The following is a 16,885-nucleotide window of genomic DNA, read 5'->3' on the forward strand; positions in this document are numbered from 1 at the left end:
CCGCGCAAGCGGCGGCTTTACTGTATAGCAGCCCTACTGTGCTCCGGCATCGTAGGGCTCACTTTTTTTAGTCCCTAGATCAGATGCAGAAGACCATGGAGTTTTGCAGTTCGTCGCCGTCGTAAACCGTTGCAATTCCCACTTTAGTGGGGTTGGGGTCCAGGAGGGCGGCGTTGTGTTTCGGCGAATGTTGGTAAGCGCGCAGTATCTGGGCTTCTATGCTGCGCAGATTGCTGGAGCGCATACCCCGAAACCGCACGCAGTTCTCGAAACCGTAGCTAACAAACCCACTCGCCTTTTCGAATTGGTGCCCTACAGCGGCTAATCGTTGCCGCGGAGTAGCGTACTGCGGGTGAAAGTGGCCGTGCGTACGATGCGTGATGTTATAGATGGCCTGAAGACGAGCCGCCCGGCAAGCAGTTTCACTTAGCACCAGTGGCCGCAACCCCGCCCGCAGCCGATAGCTGTTCAGCTGCTGAAGCAAGGTGGGCGTAGTGCGTACATCGGTCCAGTTGACGGCTGGCGCAGCGGAGGCAGCCAGCGCGGGAGCAGCAGCCTTGCTGATAACGGTGAAGCAAGAAAAAAGCAAACAAGCGAGGAATTTCATGGGCGCTCCGCGGCGAAAGGTAAGAGGTAAAAGCAATCTGCCAGTCAGCTGGCATGGCAGGGGATACTTCTGGTTGCTGGGTTTCCCAAGCACGCGCAATACCAGCCACCGCTTGCGGCCAAGGAGTTGCCCGCACTGCGGAAGTCAAGCTGCTCGCAAGGCACACTTCGCTCAGCCAGAGAGCAGCAGGCTTCTGCTACAGCTCCAGTTGAAGAGAGATAGTGCTACTTGATAGGCTAGTACTTAGGTCAGCGGCAACAGCTAAAGTAGATGCTTCGCCTTGCTGCTAACCGAACGTTCAGGTAAGCGGATTGCCGCAGCCTAGACGCCGACTGAAACGGTACTTTTCAATAGAATAAAAATGCGCCAACCTATGCCTAACTGATGAGCAATTGAGTGCGCGACAGGGGCAAGCAAAGCTCGGCCCCCTCTGCCTTCCACACCAAAACGCTTGGGCGCTGTCGTTTAGTACAACACCCATGCCAAATAGCGCAGTTAGGCATTGAAAGGCACTTAGCGTTGGTACTATATAGTAATTGTGTGTTCCCGAACTCGGTAGTACCCACCTAGCTGCCCCAGTTACCAGAGGCGGTCTGGGACTTGCCAGATGCTCAATGCAGTGCGTTCAGCAGCACGCACGAAAAAAGCCCGTACTCCACTCTGCATTAGCGAGGGAATACGGGCTTCTTTAAGCGTGCTGCCGCTGCTAGAAAGAGCGGTGCACTGCGGGGGCTTTACATGATGCTGATGGCATAGCCGCCGCCAGGCGCGCAGAGCTGCGAGAGTTTCGTCTTGCTGGTGACAGAGACTTTGCGAATCTGATAGGCTTGCGGGTTCTTTTCGTAGTGGGCGTCTTTGGCGTCGGCGTAGATGGTAGCCGTGTATTTTTTGCCGGCGGGCAGGAAGTTCAAGTTGATTTTAGAGGTGCGACCCTGCTCGTCGCAGGTGCTGCCCACAAACCACTTGTCTTGGCCTTTGGCTTTGCGGGCGTAGGTGATGTAGTCGCCGGGCTCGGCTTCCAATACCTTGGTGTCGTCCCAATCCACGGCTACGTCTTTGATGAACTGGAAGGCGTCGAGGTGCTTGTTGTAGGTTTCGGGCAAGTCGGCGGCCATTTGCAGGGGGCTGTACATGGTCACGTAGAGGGCCAGCTGCCGGGCCAGGGTGCTGTGCACGAACGACGTGTTCTGCGGATTGTAGGCGCTGACCTTAGTTTGGAAGATGCCCGGCGTGTAGTCCATGGGGCCACCAATGAGGCGCGTGAAGGGCAGAATGGTGGTGTGGTCGGCGTTGTTGCCGCCGAAGGCCTCGTACTCGGTGCCGCGGGCCGCTTCGTTGCCAATCAGGTTTGGGTAGGTGCGGGCCAGGCCGGTTGGGCGCACAGCTTCGTGGCCATTCACCATGATTTTATGCTCGGCCGCTTTTTCCAGCACGTACTGGTAGTGGTTGTTCACCCACTGGTCGTAGTGGTGGTGACCTAGCGGCACAATGTCGCCGACGTAGCCGGTTTTCACGGCGTTGTAGCCGTACTTGTTCATGAACTGAAACGCCGAATCCAAGTGCCGCTCGTAGTTGCGCACCGAGCCGGAGGTTTCGTGGTGCATGATGATCTTCACGTTTTTGCTGGCGGCGTAGCGGTTCAGTTCCACCACATCGAAGTCGGGATAGGGCGTCACAAAGTCAAACACATAGTCTTTGTGCTTACCGAACCAGTCTTCCCAGCCCGTGTTCCATCCTTCCACCAACACGGCGTCGAAACCGTGTTTGGCGGCAAAGTCGATGTACTCTTTCACGTGGGCGTTGTTGGCGCCGTGGGTGCCGTTGGGCTTCACCTTCGAATAGTCGATGGAGTCGAGCTTGATGTTTTCCTGGTTGGTGTACGACCACGTGCTCTTGCCCGTAATCATTTCCCACCACACGCCCACGTACTTCACAGGCTTGATCCAAGAAGTGTCCTTGAACTTGGTGGGCTCGTTGAGGTTCAGCACCAGCTTGGAATCCAAAATATCACCCGCTTTGTCGCTCACAATTACAGTGCGCCAGGGCGAGTTGGCCGGGGTCTGAATCAGGCCCTTGTCGCCCACGGCGTCGGGCGTCAGGTGCGACTCCAGCACGAAGTTCTTGTCGTCCAGCTCTAAGTGCATGGCCGAGTAGTCGATTAGTGCCGCCTCGTGGATGTTGATGTACAGGCCGTCTTTGCTTTTGAGCATAAGCGGCGTTTGTACTCCCGTGGCTGAAAAAGGTGTCTGAGAGGCGTTGGGCGTCGTAGCCGCTTTCATCTTGCCCCGTATTTCCGACAAATTGGAAGTGACGGTGCTGTACTCCTGCGTGTCGTAGTCGCCGGGCAGCCAGAAGGCTTTGTGGTCACCAGCCAGAGCAAACTGGGTGCGCTCTTCTTTAATGGTGAAGTAGTCGAGCTTGGGCTGGCGGGGAAACTCGTAGCGGAAGCCCAGACCGTCGTCGAACACCCGGAAACGCACCAGCATGGTACGGCTACTGGTTGCCTGCGTCAGGGTCACGGCCAGCTCGTTGTAGTGGTTACGAATGGTTTTCACCTCGCCCCACACGGGTTGCCAGGTATCGTTGAAGGTAGCCGTTTTGGTGCCGGCCACCGCAAAGCCGTTGGTGAGCGAAGGCGCGGTTTTTAGCTCCAAGCCCAGCGTGCTGGTTTTCAGCACCGGGCGGCCTTTGTAGGTAAGCTGGTAGGTCGGAACGCCGTCGGCCTGCAAGGCGAACGTGAGCGTCAGCTGGCCATTGGGCGACTTAACGCTTTGCGCCTGGGTGGTCTGCCAAAGCAAACACAACCCCAGAAACAGCACCGTACGGCTGGCTCGTCCGAAAGAAATAGCAAGCAAAGAAAAGGAAGAGTGCTTCATGTGGGAAAAGAAATGAAGTAATAGGGTGACAACAAGCAGGCGGTTGATGGGCGAAATAGATGAAGCTCAGACAGCTGAAATGAAGTGGCAGCTTTCGGCAGTACTGCGCCGGTATAGAACCCTGCGGCCTCTTTCAAACAAAGAACAGCAGTTGCCCTCTTCTGCTTTTCAGAACAACTCCTAGGCTATCTGAAAGCCAGAATGGGCACGGGTTGCACTACCTAAAAAAGCGTTTTTTAGTACGTTCTCAAGCACAGTAGCCGCCGGGCCCTACGTGTTTTGTAGCGCCCAGCGGCTATGGTGTTTAGGTGTGCTTAGTAGCCAGTGTTCTGCTTCAGGTTGGGGTTGGCAACCAAATCAGTATTGGGCAACGGGAACACCGTGCGGAACGGCTCGATGTCCTTGCCAGCAACTACCCCTCCCTTAAACGGCCAGTTGTAGCCGGTGGCGTACTTACCAAACCGAATAAGGTCGGTGCGGCGGTGGCCTTCCCAGTACAGCTCCCGGCCGCGCTCATCCAGAATATCCTGCAAGCTCACCGCAGCCAAGGGCGTTGCATTCGAGCGGGCTCGCACTGCATTTACCTGCGCCAGCGCCGTGCCGGCCGCGCCACCCGTACCGCCGCGCAATATGGCTTCGGCGTACATCAGCTGCACATCAGCCAGACGAAACAGCGGATAGTCGGTATCCACAAAGTCGCCGTTGCCGGCGGGCGGGAAACCAGAGCCGGGTAGACCGGTCGAGGTAACGTTGCGCCACTTCGTGGAGGCGTACCCATCGTTGAACGACGAGATGCTGTTGATTTGCTTGGTTTGGCCGGCCGTGTAAAACAAAGCCCGTGTATCGGTGCTGGTAGCGCCGCCAGGGAATAGGTCTACGAGGTTGCTTTTAGCCCGAATGCCGTACCAGCCCCCGTTTACGCCGGCTTCGGTGGCCGACATGCTACCCCCTACCGAAGCGTGCACCAAAAACGTGGTGTTGCCAAAGCTCTGGGTGCGCACACCGTCGTTGACTACGGGCAAGATGATTTCATTACGCGCAGCCGACGTGTTGTTGTCGGCTAGAAATAGGAACCGATAGGTGGGCGACAATTGGTAGCCCGCCGAGGGGGCCAGCACTTTGTTGGCGTACGTTACGGCCTCGGTGTTGCGAGCCGTACCAGTGTACACTTGGGCGTTCAGGTATAGCTTGGTGAGTAGCGTCCAGCAGCAGGCCTGGTCGGCGCGGGCGTAACCGGGCTGGCGCGGGGCGCCCAGGGTGCCCTCAATGGCTTTCAGCTCGGATTCAACGAAGGCGAACAAGTCGGCGCGGGATATTTGCGCGGGCAGCGCCCCGCTGCCCACCTGGAACGTTTCGTCGGCGAAGGGCACACTGCCAAATAGGTCGAGGGCATGGTAGTAGCTCAGGGCTCGCAGAAACCGCACCTCGGCCCGGTATTGGCGCACTTGGTCGGCGCTGGCACCCGTGATGCCGCGGCTGGCTAGTTGCTCGTCGGTGGTGTTGCGCAGGAAATCGTTGCAGCCCGACACCTGGAAGAAAATTTTCTCATACATGCCCCGGATAAACTGATTATCAGCATTCCAGGTGTTGGCATTGAGTTCGGGCAACCCAGCGTCGCCCCAGGCAATAATGGCCTCGTCGCTGGTTAACTCCTGCATCTTCCAGTAAGCACGCAGGTAGTTGGCATAATCCGTCGGGATGAACGAGAGGTCGGCGCGGTCGACACCGCCGTTTTGCCCGCTCACCGAGAGCGTGGCGTAGAGGCGAGCCAGCACCTGCTGAATCTGCTCGGGGTCGCGGTACACTACCTCGGGACTAGCCAGATAGCTCGGCGACTGATCGAGGTCTTTGGAGCAGGAAAACGCAACCGGGGCCAGCACGGCGGCTAGAGCCAGCACGCGCAAACGGCGATTTATATAGGTAGGAAACATGGCAGAGCGAAAAGAAAGTGGGAATTAGAAGCCCAGGTTTAGACCGACCGTGATGGTGCGCGCCCGGGGGTAGATGGTGTTGTCGACACCGGTGTTAACTTCCGGATCCAACCCTTTGTAGTCGGTAATCAGGAACAGGTTCTGCGCCGCCAACGACACGTTGAAGGTGGTGCCTTTGCGCACCAACTCCCCGAAATCGTAGCCCACGGTTACGTTTTGCAACCGCAGGAACGAAGCGTCTTCCACGTAGTAGTCGGACAGGAACTGGTTGCTGGCGTTTTGCGTGAAGCCAGAGTACAGCAGTTCTTCCCCCGAGTTGCGGATAAAGCCGTTGGAATTTTGGGAGAAAAGCGAGCGGGAACGTTGGTTGTTGTAGAGGTAGCCGCCCAGGTTGGAACGGAACGTGAAAGCTAAGCTAGCCTTGGCATAGGTCAGGTTGCCCCCGAAACCGAGGATGGCCTTGGGGCGCGGCGACTTGTAGCGGTACAGGTCGCGGCTATCCACAGTACCGTCGTTGTTGCGGTCTACAAATTCGTTGAGTAGCGGCTTGCCATCGGTGCCGTACTTCTGCTCATACACGTAGAAGGCGCCCTCCTGATAGCCCACCGTGTTGATTTGGGCGTTCTGGTTGGGCTCGCCATCGAAGTTGTAGATGGAGCTGTTGCTCACCACTACCCCTACCGCGTTCGGCGAGTCGGAGTTGGTTAGTTTGGTGAGTTCGTTGCGGTTGAAGGTGGCATTGGCGTTCAAGCTCAGATTCAGCTGGTCGCCTTTCACCGCATCCACGTTCACGGCCACTTCCACGCCTTTGTTGGTCAACGACCCCACGTTGATGGTACCGGCGTTGGTTTGGTTGGTCAAAGCCGCTAGGAACACGGTGTTGAGCAGGTCTTTGGTATCGCGCTTGTACACATCCACCGAACCGTAGACGCGGCCCCCAAAGAAGCCGTAATCAATGCCCGCATTGTAGGTGGTGGTAGTTTCCCACTTGCGGTTCAGGTCGTAGAACTCGGCCCGCAAGGTGCGGTAGTAGTTGCTGCCCTGCGGATACTGCGAAAGGTTGGAACTGAGCGAGTAGAAAGGCAAGTAACCGTAGAGGTTGCCGCTACCCGTTCCAATATCCTGCTGCCCGGTCTGTCCCACGCCAAAGCGGATTTTCAGGTCGGAAATGGTGGTAGACTCTTTCAAAAAATCTTCGCCCTTGATGCGCCAGGCCACTGCACCGGAAGGGAAATAGCCCCAGCGGTTATCGGGCGAGAAGCGCGACGAGCCGTCGGCCCGCAGCGTACCCGTCACCAAGTACCGGTCGTTGATGTTCAGGTTGGCGCGGCCGTAGTACGACAGCAGGTTGTACTGATCGGTGAAGCTAAGCTGGTTGTCGTAGGTGCGCTCGGCGGCCACGTACACCGTACCATCGGCCCGGTTGTCGTCGAAGCGGTACTGCTCGTTTTGGAATTGCTGCCAGGAGTATCCGCCCAGCACTTCCAGCTTCGCTTTGCCGAAGTCGCGGTTGTACTTGGCGTAGGTTTCCAGCAGCGTGTTGTTGAGCCCCTGCTTGTACTCGCGGTTAATGCCACCACGCAGGAAATCAGAACCGGCGGCACCCGGCACGAACAAGGTTCCGTCGCTGCGCTGCACGTCGTAGCCCAGGTTCACGTTGGCCGACAACCCCGCCACGAACGGCAGCTTGTAATCCAACTGAATATTACCAATGCTGCGTTTGACGGTGCTCAAATCTTCGCGCTGCTTGATAAGGCCCACGGGGTTGCGCGGAGCCAACGTGCGAATGTTGCCATTGTCGGTGAACTCGAAGAAGCCCCCAAACGGGGAATCCGCCGCATACACCGGCTGGGTCGGATCAAAATACACGGCCCGGTTCACAGCGTCCTGCGCCGAGAAATTGTTCTTGATAAGCGAACCTTTGATGTTGATATCAATGCGGAGGTTGTCGTCGAGCAACAAAGGCGTCACGCCCACCGAGCCGGAATAGCGCTTCAAACTGTTGTCGAGCAACAGGCCCTGCTGGTTGAGGTAGCCCCCCGATACGCGGAAGGGCACTTTGCCCGCCGAACCAATCAAGCTCACCGTGTTGTCGGTGGTGTAGGCGGTGCGGAAAATCTCTTTCTGCCAATCGGTGCTGGCCGTGCCGAGCGTGGCTTTCTGCTGGTCGTTGCCGTACTGGTCTACCGTCGCGCGGAACTCACTGGCCAACAGCACAGGCACAAAATCAGCGGGCTTGGCCAACGAGTGCTGCGTGGATACGTTCACCCGCAGCGCCTCGCCCTGCAAGCCGCGCTTGGTGGTCACGATAATCACCCCATTCGACGCCCGCGAGCCGTAAATGGCGGTCGAAGAAGCGTCTTTCAGCACCGTAATGCTCTCAATGTCGTTGGGGTTAATCAACGACAAGGGGTTGCTGTTGCCGGCTAAGCTGGTGTTGTCGACGGGCACGCCGTCAATCACAACTAGGGGCGAGTTGGACGCATTCAACGATGAGCCGCCCCGAATACGAATATCGGTGGTTGCTCCTGGTGCGCCACTGGCCGTCGTGATTTGCACACCAGCCACTTTGCCTTGAATTAGCTGCTCGGGGGTAGTTACCTGCCCTTTCACAAACTGCTTCTCGTCGATCTGTTCAACAGCACCGGTTACGTCTTGCCGGCGTTGCGAGCCATACCCAATTACTACGGCTTCGCTGAGCAAGGTGGTGTTTTCAGCTAGCGTAGCCACGGGCACCGCCGTAGTGCCACCTTCCGTGACGATAATGGGGGTGCGGTTGGCTTTGAATCCCACGTAGGAAGTGACGAGGGTATACGAACCGGCTGGTACGTTGGCAATGGAATAGGCTCCGGTACCGTCGGTGCTGGCGCCGAGGGAGGTGCCTTCCAGCACCACCGTCACGCCGGGCAACCCTTCGCCGCTGGCATCAACTACTCGGCCCGTGATGGTGCCACCAGCAACTGGCGCCGTAGCAAGCAGGGACACATTGACTGCCAGGCCAGCTGGATTAGCGGCCGCAATGCCGGGCAGGAAAACGCTACCAAGCGTGGGCAGCAGAGCCCACTGGAGCGGTCTGGCCCGCCGGGGTACTGGTATTGAAAAAGGCATGCGTTGTGGGAATTAGGTAAGTGATTTGAAAAGATTGTTTGTCGTTGAAGCCCACAAACCCGAGTGGAATAGCTGGATTGGTAGTGTGAGCGAAGAGCAGCAGATAGCCTTGCGGTCAAGCAAATCAGGCTGAAGGATGTATTGTAAATCGACGCTTCTCCACTGCAAGGCAACGGGGTATGAATTCGTCTTCAAGGCACGTGCAAAGGATTGCATTAGTGTGACTTCAAAGCAGTGGCTTGATAGAAGCACGGAGCACTAGGCCAATGTCGGGGCGCAAAGCGCGAGCTCAGCTATCAGAAGCTGCCCGTTGCCACAACTAAGCGGCGAAGCGCCTCACAGCGTGTAGGCGCTTCATTGCCAGACGTTAAGGGCAAGACGGCAAATCAACTGGCATGGCCAGTACAGCTGCATTCGGGGCGTTCATACTTTTAGGGGTGAATGGGGATACAAATAAAGCCCAGCAAGCCCCCCAAGAGTTAGAACACAAATTGCCGTTTTTAGCACTAAATTGTTGTCGCTTTAGCTTAAAACCGTGTACTAGCTTACATATTCACAAAAAAGTGCCGATGAAGATTGTCCGTGAACACATTGAGCCTGATGCAGAAAGCTCGTTTCGCCTCCTGTTCACCCCCTGCATAACCGATATTTTCTTCTGGCATTACCATCCCGAATACGAGTTGGTGTACATCGAGGGCGCCAATGGCACACGCCACGTTGGCGACCATATTTCGCGCTACGAGGGCAGTGACTTGGTGTTTATCGGGCCGAATATTCCGCACCTGAATTTCGACTACGGCGTCGCGACGGAGCCTAAAAAAGTAGTGGTTCAGCTAAAGGACCATTTCTTGGGTGATGCATTCAAACAAACCCCTGAGTTTGCGGCTATCACGCAACTGTTTGAACGCGCCCGATTTGGTGTTTCCTTTCATGGCCATACCAAAGACCTAATTGGCCGGCAGCTAGCGCAACTGCCCGACCTCCCGCCATTTGAGCGGCTACTGACCCTGCTCCGCATATTCCAACAGCTGGCCACTAGCAACGACCACACACTGCTGCACGGCTCCGCCGTTACGAGCACCTACAACCTACAGGAGCAGCAGCGCATTCAGCGCGTGAGCGAAATGGTAGCGGAGCACTACCCGCGCAAAATTGAAATTCGGGAGGTAGCCGCCCTTACCAACCTGACGGAAGCCGCTTTTTGTCGCTATTTCAAGCGCATTACCCGGCTCACTTTCACGCAGTTTTTAAATCAATACCGGGTACACCAGGCCCAAAAGCTGCTATTGCAAGACACAACCGTTTCGGAGGCTTGCTTTGCTTGCGGCTTCGAGAATCTATCCTATTTCACCAAAACCTTTAAACGGGTAACCGGCGAGAATCCCTTGCAATTCAAAAAGCGCCTGCAAGCCTGAGGCAAACACATACAACAATTATTTAAACCACATTACACAATTACAAACTTATCATGCCTAACACCCATCCTACCATTGAACTATATAAAAATATAGTTGACAGTATTGTAACTTCAGCAGAATTGAGAGACGAAGCAATGACTAAGCTCAAACAAGCCATTGAAGATCCTCAATCATTTTATAATGCAGATAGAGAATTTATTCTATCTGGACGTGGGTTAAGCTATCCGGAGGATGTTGAGTTAACTTCTAAATTTGTTTTGATTGATATGTTGATAGAAAACAATCAAATGATAGAAATTGATTGGAAGGAAGCCGAAGAAGAAATTCGCTTGCAATTGAACGAAGTGCTCAAAGCTAAGAATTATGGTTTTCAACTATCAAAGAATAATCTATATGAAGACAACATTGATACTTATGAAATATTATTTTCTATTAATGATGAAGAATTAGAGCCATTAGGTTATGCTATAGAAATGTTAGATATAGATTCTGACAGCTATGTGCTGACAGTTATACCGCTAAACATACAAGAAAAAGCAAATGGATTGTTTGAAAATATCAAATAAAAAAACTTACCTACCATTTTATCTAGCACAATACCTAAGCCCTTTCAAAGTTCATAAATAATTCATCTTATCTAAAAAATACTATCAGACAATATTCATTGTTTTCATGAGGCTATTTTTTATTTTTGTTTTTACACTCACCTCATACTTGATTTACGGACAGTCTTATAATCCTGCTTCTAAAAAGCTATATCAAGAAGCCTACCTGATCATTAAATCCGACACTGCCTTTCAAAAATTCCGCGGAAGCAGTTCTTGCGTGGCTGTGTTTGACAGTATTGTCCACCTAAATCAGCTGAATTTTGCAGAGGAGCTTGGGAGGAAGTGGAAATACTCCGGTTACAAAAAAATGAATCGGCTACACGACTCTTTGAGTACACTAGATGCGTCAGGCTATCATAAGCCTTATTTCTCGCGGCTAACAGCTCGATTGACTTCTACTTCTGGCACTGATAAAGGCTGTATGGTTGTTATGTTTTCGCGCCTGAGCAATGACATGCTGCTGGCAGAAGTCAGTAACAACCAAGATGGAGGTCCAAGCGTGCGAAGTATTCTTTCGTTGTTCGATCAGTCGATAATCTACCTATTTCTAATTGGCCCTGACAGCAAAATCCAACAGTACTACACGCAGTTTGTTAGCTACAACTAATCTGTTACGAGCAGGCTCATTCTTAAAAATCTCTCCGACCTTCGGCCACCTATTTCCCGTTTTCGTTGTTATCAACGAATGCACAAGACCACTCTGTTGACTGAACAACCTACTTATACCGACCCTTACGCCATCGAGAAAGAGCTGCGTAAGGTGCAGGCCCTCATGAAGCTGGAACAGCAAGAGGACCTAGAGCAATTCAAACTCAAAAACGCCAAGGCCAGCATTGCCGAACGCCAACAGCGCGGCTTGACCTGGTATCCCGTCCAAATCATCAAAGAAGACATCGGCTTCGGTGGCAAATTGGTGCTAGAGCTAGAACGCCCGGCTTCGCAGAAAGGCCTGCACCTGTTTCAGGTGGGCAAGAACGCGGCCTTGTTTGGCAACGTACCCGGCCGCTCTGGCTCCGACCGGCCCACGCTCAACGGCGTGATTACGGCCGTAAAGCGCAATAAAATCCTGCTGGCCACCACCAAAGAAGACCTCCCCGATTGGGTGGACGAAGGCAAGCTCGGCGTGGACCTAACCTTCGACGAGGTCAGCTACCGCGAGATGGAGTACGCCTTGGGCAAAGTGATGGGCGCCTTCGATGGGCGCTTGGCCGAGTTGCGCAACGTGCTGCTCGGCGCCAAACCCGCGCAGTTCCGCCCCGAAAACGAAGCCACGCTCTACTACCCGAGCCCGCTCAACGAGTCGCAGCTGGCGGCTGTGCGGCACGTGCTGGCGGCCAAGGACGTAGCCATCATTCACGGCCCGCCCGGCACCGGCAAAACCACCACGCTGGTGCAAGCCATTATGGAAACCACCCGGCGCGAGCGGCGGGTGCTAGTGTGCGCCCCCAGCAACACAGCTGTGGACTTGCTGACAGAGAAACTGGCTGAGCGCGGCGTGAACGTAATCCGGATGGGCAACCCTTCCCGGGTATCGGACTTGCTGCTCGAGCACACGCTCGATGCTCAGATTATGGCACACAAAAGCTACCCCGAGCTTAAAAGCATGCGCCAGACCGCCGAGCAGTACCGCGAAGTAGCCGGCAAGTTCAAGCGCCACTTCGGGTGGGAAGAACGGGAAGAGCGCCGCGCCCTCAAAGAGCAGGCCCACCTGATGCTGCAAGACTCCGACAACTTGGAGCGCTACATCACCGAGGACTTGCTGGATAAAGTGCAGGTAATCACCTGCACGCTAGTGGGCGCCAGCAACCGTGCCATCCGCCACCTCACTTACGAAACCATTTTCATCGACGAGGCTGCGCAAGCGCTGGAACCAGGCTGCTGGATTCCGATAACCAAAGGCAACCGCGTGGTGCTGGCCGGCGACCATCAGCAGCTGCCACCTACCATCAAGAGCGAAAAAGCCGGAGCCTTGCGCGAAACGCTGTTCGAGAAGTGTATCCGGCGCCAGCCCGAAACGGCCCGCATGCTGCAAGTGCAATACCGCATGCACGAGCAGATCATGGAATTTAGCTCCGAACAGTTCTATGACGGCAAGCTACAAGCCGCCCCCACCGTGGCCCACGCCGACCTGCCCGACTACGACATTCGCTTTGCCCCCGACCAAGCCGTGGAGTTTCTGGACACCGCTGGTTTTGGCTTCCAGGAGCTAGGAATTGCCGAAAGCCGCTCTATTGCCAACCCCGAGGAAGCCGATCTGCTGCTCAAGCGCTTGGCACAACTCTTAGAGCCCTACGATGCCGCTGACCATACCGAAGACCTATTGACCATCGGCGTTATTGCCCCCTACCGCGCCCAGATCAACTACCTTAAGGACGCCATCGAAGAGAACAACGAGTTGGCGGGCCTCATGGAGCACCGCATGCTGAGCGTTGGCACTGTTGACTCATTCCAGGGCCAGGAGCGCGACATCATTGCCATTAGCCTTACCCGCAGCAACACCCAGGGCGACATCGGCTTTCTGAGCGACATCCGCCGCATGAACGTAGGCATGACCCGCGCCCGCAAGAAGCTCCTCATCGTCGGCGATTCGTCCACACTCGGCTCACACCCGTTCTACAAGGCCTTCCTTGATTACACGGAAAGTATTGGGGCGTATAGAACTGCTTGGGAATTGCAATAAAAGAGGCCTCTCTCCTAGCTCACTCTTCAGAAGTGGATGGCAGCTAGATCCTAATTTTTAGCGCTATTACTGACAACATAAAAGGCCCGCTGGTTATTCAGCGGGCCTTTTATATTATAAATGATATTAGCATGAGCAATCAGTTGCTCTCCTCGTAGCGTGAAAAAACGAGGAATGAAGCGCTTTTTACTGCACCTCAATCACCGACATAGTGTGGGGAGCGTCGGACTTTTTGTTGACGAAGTTCTTCTCGGGCTTGTCGAAGTCGGAAACGTAGAGGCGGTTGCCTTTAAGGAGCACTTCGGCGGGTTGGTCCAGGAGGCCGTTGGTACCGTCGGTGTCGCCGTTTTGGGCTAGCGTCGTGACGGTGTTGTTTTTGAGGTTGACGACTTCAATGGCGTTTTCGCGGGAGTTGCAGAGGTAGGCTTTGTCGGTTTTGCGGTCGATGATGAGGCCGTCGACGCAAGTTATTTTCTTGCCCTTGAGCGTCAGAGCCTCTTTTTTGGTGAGGGTACCGTCGGGCTTCATCGTCATCTTATAGAAGGTACCGTCGCCGAACGAGCCGGTGTAGAAATTGCCTTTGCTGTCGTAATCGAGGCCGTCGGCTCCGTTATCGACGCCGGTTTCGTTGACTTGGGTGGTGAAGGTGGTTAGTACGTGCGGGTCCATGGTTTTGGGCTTCAGGTGCACTATCCCCTTGTTCAGCTCGGCCAAGGTAAAGACCAGTACGGCACTGCCTTTGTCGTTGTCGGACATATCCCACTGGCTGTCGGTCACGTAGATTTTGTTGCCTTTCCAGACCACGGCATTGGCCAGCGCAAAGTTGTCGACCACCGTTTCTACGGTGCCGGGCTTGCCGTTGGTCACACGTACGCGCATCAATCGGGATTTAAAATCCTTGCTGTTTTCGTACTGGTTTTCGGCGTAGTAGAGGTTGCCATCTGGGCCGAACGCCAAGTCCATGGGGGCGGCTTTCTTGGTGGTGGGCTCGACGGGCAGGTTGCTCAGGTAGGGCTTGAGGCTGGTATCGGTCATCTCCATAAGTACCGCCGGCTTCGAGTTGTCGGCTAAATTGGGCACGGATAGGATGATGCTGCCATTGGGTGCCAGCGTTAAGCCGTCGGGGGTGTTGTGGGCGTCGTCGAGGGTATGCAGCAGCTTTGGGCTGCCAATAGTAGCTATAGTATCCGTGGCGGCGCCAGACGTGGTAGAGTCGCCGGGCATATCGGGCTGTTCGGGTGTGGTGGGCGTTTCGGTGGTGGTGTTGGACTGGCAGCTAGCTAGCAGAGCGCCGCTTAAGAGCAGCGAGAGAAGTTTGGGTTTCATTGTGTGGTGTGCGCAAGCATCAGAGTAGAACGATTTTGATGCTGTGCTTAACGGGCTGCCGGTAAGCTCGTTAGTAGATGCCAAAATTTTACTTCCTTAAAACCCATTCGTTCGGGTTAGAGTATCACCCTTGGAAAGCTAGAATTATCGGCCATTTCCGTAACTAGCCGCCCGAATTCCATTTCCAACCCCACACCAGGACTCACCCGTCCCCCTGCAGTATGGCTCAAATCAGCGAAAACAAAGTCGTCACCATCACCTACGACCTCAGCGTGACCGATGACAACCAGGAAAAAGTGCTCGTAGAATCAGCCGAAGCGGATGCGCCCATGGTGTTCCTGTTCGGCCAGAGCGGCTTACCAGAAGAGTTCGAGCGCCAGCTCGACGGCAAGCAAGCTGGCGACTCCTTCACCTTCTCCCTCACCCCCGAGCAAGCCTACGGCGAGTACGACGAGCAAGCCGTGGTTGACATCCCGAAGAACGTATTTGAAATCGACGGCCAGGTAGACCAGGAGATGCTGCAAGTCGGCAACTTCCTCCCCATGGCCGACAACCAAGGCCACCACATGCAAGGCAAAGTGGTAGAAATTGGCCCCGACAGCGTAAAAATGGACTTCAACCACCCGCTCGCTGGTATGGTGATGCACTTCGACGGCAAAGTAGCCGAGGTGCGCGAAGCCACGCAAGAAGAGCTAGACCACGGCCACGTCCACGGTGAAGGCGGCCACGCCCACTAGGCTGTTACTTATCTGCTGATACAAAAAACGGGGCCTCTTGGCCCCGTTTTTTGTTGCTAAAGTCCGCTCTCCGGGTCTCTACTGCTATTTTCAGCTTTTACCGCTGCCCGCAGTTCCGGCCAAAACTCCCGAAAATCCGCTTCGTAGGCGGGCAGTTCTGCCAAAAACGCGGCGGCGCCTGTAGCCAGCACGGACCCGGATGGTGCGCGGCGGCTTAGTCCCAGCAAGGCCCGCTCTAGGCCTAGAGGATACGCGTAGCCGCTAAGCCAATCGTCGCGGCGCATGTAGTAGAGGGTTTGCTGTAGGCGCTCTGGCAACTCTTGGCGGCGGGCGTGGAGTAAGGCGTAATGACGTTGGGCGAAGGCTGCCAGCGGCTCGGTAGGGTCGTAGTGGTAATGTGAGAAGTCGCGGGCTAGTAGGTGGTCGAAACCGACATCGGAAACGACGCCCGCCCATTTGCCAAGGCCTGATTCGCGCAAGCGGGCGGTGGTCCGGCGCACAAGCGGATGCGCATCGGTGAACGAGTCGATGAAGCGGTGCAGGCGGATGCCACGTTGCACGGCCGGCGGATACGCTTCCAGCGCAGCACGACCCCGCACGGCTTCGGCGGCAAAATTGCCAACTACTACGTCAGGATAATTTGGCGCGGCGGGCGTATCGGAGAGAACTAGGTGGGCCAGGAAGTTCATGAAGTAGTTGTGGACTGCTGCTAGTTGAAGGTAAACTACTTGTTTACACGTACTGCTTAACAAGCAACCACCAACAATCAGCTGCCAAAATAACCTTCGCGGAGCAGAGCCGTATCCCTAAGCTCCAACCTACACTACCAAAACTCTGAAATTATGGCCGAGCAAGTTGCCGTTAGTCACGATGTAACTGAGCTGATCAAGCGCATCAAGGACATCAAGATTGCCATGCTGACTACTGCCGAGCAAGATGGCACCCTTCATAGTCGTCCGATGTACACCCAAGAGCCGCAAAACGACGGCACATTGTGGTTCTACACAGAAAAGGACTCCGCTAAGATTTTCGAAGTAAAAAAAGATCAGCACGTAAGCCTGAACTATTCCAAGCCTGAGGATAACCTTTACGTGGCCGTTTCCGGCACAGCAACGGTTACCACAAACTCCGAGCTTATCAAGAAATACTGGTCGGAAGGTCTGCGGGCTTGGTTCCCAAATGGTCCAGAAGATCCGAATATCGCCTTGTTGCGCATTGACATTGTGCGGGGCGAGTATTGGGACCAGCCGAGCAACGTACTTGTACGCGCTTTCGGCTACGCAAAAGCCGTAATAACTGGCGAGCGGTACCAGCCCACCGGCGACGAACACACCCAAGTGAAACCCTAAGTAATTTTCTGCCCTCCAACGCGAAGCTCTGCTTTGCTGTCTAGCCCTTCGATTTGTGAACTATAGTCGTGCGGCGGGCAACGAAGTAGAGCTTTGTGCTACCAACCCAAACCCACCAACAACCCAACCCTAACTGTCTTTCTGAGCTATCTACGAAGGGGCGGAAGCAATTCCGTCCCTTCTTTGTTGTTTTCGGGCATGCGTGTTGTGGCGTACAAGTTGTTGTGCCCTACTTCTGTTTGCTC

12 protein-coding genes are annotated in these 16,885 nt (G+C 55.0%); 6 read left to right on the forward strand and 6 right to left on the reverse strand.

From position 1 onward, the window contains the following. Nucleotides 1-79: 79 nt before the first annotated feature. The 4 genes from MTX78_RS11915 to MTX78_RS11930 form a co-directional block, all read right to left on the reverse strand. Nucleotides 80-589, reverse strand: coding sequence for a CAP domain-containing protein (locus MTX78_RS11915; protein ID WP_243794131.1), 510 nt, complete (start codon nt 587-589; stop codon nt 80-82). A gap of 752 nt (nt 590-1,341) precedes the next feature. After that, nucleotides 1,342-3,483 (reverse strand): glycoside hydrolase family 97 protein, encoded by a 2,142-nt coding sequence (locus tag MTX78_RS11920; RefSeq protein ID WP_243794133.1) that lies wholly within the window; start codon nt 3,481-3,483, stop codon nt 1,342-1,344. A gap of 314 nt (nt 3,484-3,797) precedes the next feature. Beyond that, nucleotides 3,798-5,414 carry a RagB/SusD family nutrient uptake outer membrane protein gene (locus MTX78_RS11925; protein ID WP_243794135.1) on the reverse strand — a complete coding sequence of 539 codons (1,617 nt, stop codon included), beginning with the start codon at nt 5,412-5,414 and terminating at the stop codon, nt 3,798-3,800. Between the two features lie 24 nt (nt 5,415-5,438). Beyond that, nucleotides 5,439-8,522 (reverse strand): SusC/RagA family TonB-linked outer membrane protein, encoded by a 3,084-nt coding sequence (locus tag MTX78_RS11930; protein WP_243794136.1) that lies wholly within the window; start codon nt 8,520-8,522, stop codon nt 5,439-5,441. A gap of 569 nt (nt 8,523-9,091) precedes the next feature. Here MTX78_RS11930 and MTX78_RS11935 point away from each other — a divergent pair. From MTX78_RS11935 to MTX78_RS11950, 4 genes are all read left to right on the forward strand, one after another. Then, on the forward strand, nt 9,092-9,937 hold the full coding sequence (locus tag MTX78_RS11935; RefSeq protein ID WP_243794138.1) for a helix-turn-helix domain-containing protein: 846 nt from the start codon (nt 9,092-9,094) through the stop codon (nt 9,935-9,937). 53 nt (nt 9,938-9,990) lie between these two features. Beyond that, the gene (locus tag MTX78_RS11940; protein ID WP_243794139.1) at nt 9,991-10,506 is read left to right on the forward strand and encodes a DUF6630 family protein; all 516 of its coding nucleotides are present in this window, start codon (nt 9,991-9,993) and stop codon (nt 10,504-10,506) included. Nucleotides 10,507-10,612: 106 nt separating this feature from the next. Further along, nucleotides 10,613-11,155 carry a hypothetical protein gene (locus tag MTX78_RS11945; protein ID WP_243794141.1) on the forward strand — a complete coding sequence of 181 codons (543 nt, stop codon included), beginning with the start codon at nt 10,613-10,615 and terminating at the stop codon, nt 11,153-11,155. A 78-nt stretch (nt 11,156-11,233) separates the two neighbouring features. Beyond that, complete coding sequence (locus MTX78_RS11950) at nt 11,234-13,228, forward strand: AAA domain-containing protein (protein ID WP_243794142.1); 1,995 nt, start codon at nt 11,234-11,236, stop codon at nt 13,226-13,228. A gap of 186 nt (nt 13,229-13,414) precedes the next feature. Here the strand turns inward: MTX78_RS11950 and MTX78_RS11955 are convergent, their stop codons facing one another. Next, nucleotides 13,415-14,554: an SMP-30/gluconolactonase/LRE family protein gene (locus tag MTX78_RS11955; RefSeq protein WP_243794144.1), complete on the reverse strand. Its 1,140-nt coding sequence runs from the start codon at nt 14,552-14,554 to the stop codon at nt 13,415-13,417. 221 nt (nt 14,555-14,775) lie between these two features. Between MTX78_RS11955 and MTX78_RS11960 the strand changes: the two genes are divergently transcribed. Beyond that, complete coding sequence (locus MTX78_RS11960) at nt 14,776-15,291, forward strand: FKBP-type peptidyl-prolyl cis-trans isomerase (protein ID WP_243794146.1); 516 nt, start codon at nt 14,776-14,778, stop codon at nt 15,289-15,291. Between the two features lie 56 nt (nt 15,292-15,347). Here MTX78_RS11960 and MTX78_RS11965 read toward each other — a convergent pair whose 3' ends face one another. Next, complete coding sequence (locus MTX78_RS11965) at nt 15,348-15,980, reverse strand: acyl carrier protein phosphodiesterase (protein WP_243794147.1); 633 nt, start codon at nt 15,978-15,980, stop codon at nt 15,348-15,350. Between the two features lie 153 nt (nt 15,981-16,133). Here MTX78_RS11965 and MTX78_RS11970 point away from each other — a divergent pair, with 153 nt between their 5' ends. Then, nucleotides 16,134-16,640, forward strand: a complete 507-nt coding sequence (locus MTX78_RS11970) for a pyridoxamine 5'-phosphate oxidase family protein (RefSeq protein WP_243794149.1) — start codon at nt 16,134-16,136, stop codon at nt 16,638-16,640. Nucleotides 16,641-16,885 lie beyond the last annotated feature (245 nt).

Source organism: Hymenobacter tibetensis (genome assembly GCF_022827545.1).
GTDB lineage: Bacteria > Bacteroidota > Bacteroidia > Cytophagales > Hymenobacteraceae > Hymenobacter > Hymenobacter tibetensis.

Bases quoted from the DNA above. Each gene is read 5' to 3' on its own strand.
- MTX78_RS11920 (WP_243794133.1), bottom strand. From the start codon at position 3,483: ATGAAGCACTCTTCCTTTTCTTTGCTTGCTATTTCTTTCGGACGAGCC.
- MTX78_RS11925 (WP_243794135.1), bottom strand. From the start codon at position 5,414: ATGTTTCCTACCTATATAAATCGCCGTTTGCGCGTGCTGGCTCTAGCC.
- MTX78_RS11930 (WP_243794136.1), bottom strand. From the start codon at position 8,522: ATGCCTTTTTCAATACCAGTACCCCGGCGGGCCAGACCGCTCCAGTGG.
- MTX78_RS11935 (WP_243794138.1), top strand. From the start codon at position 9,092: ATGAAGATTGTCCGTGAACACATTGAGCCTGATGCAGAAAGCTCGTTT.
- MTX78_RS11940 (WP_243794139.1), top strand. From the start codon at position 9,991: ATGCCTAACACCCATCCTACCATTGAACTATATAAAAATATAGTTGAC.
- MTX78_RS11945 (WP_243794141.1), top strand. From the start codon at position 10,613: ATGAGGCTATTTTTTATTTTTGTTTTTACACTCACCTCATACTTGATT.
- MTX78_RS11950 (WP_243794142.1), top strand. From the start codon at position 11,234: ATGCACAAGACCACTCTGTTGACTGAACAACCTACTTATACCGACCCT.
- MTX78_RS11955 (WP_243794144.1), bottom strand. From the start codon at position 14,554: ATGAAACCCAAACTTCTCTCGCTGCTCTTAAGCGGCGCTCTGCTAGCT.
- MTX78_RS11960 (WP_243794146.1), top strand. From the start codon at position 14,776: ATGGCTCAAATCAGCGAAAACAAAGTCGTCACCATCACCTACGACCTC.
- MTX78_RS11965 (WP_243794147.1), bottom strand. From the start codon at position 15,980: ATGAACTTCCTGGCCCACCTAGTTCTCTCCGATACGCCCGCCGCGCCA.
- MTX78_RS11970 (WP_243794149.1), top strand. From the start codon at position 16,134: ATGGCCGAGCAAGTTGCCGTTAGTCACGATGTAACTGAGCTGATCAAG.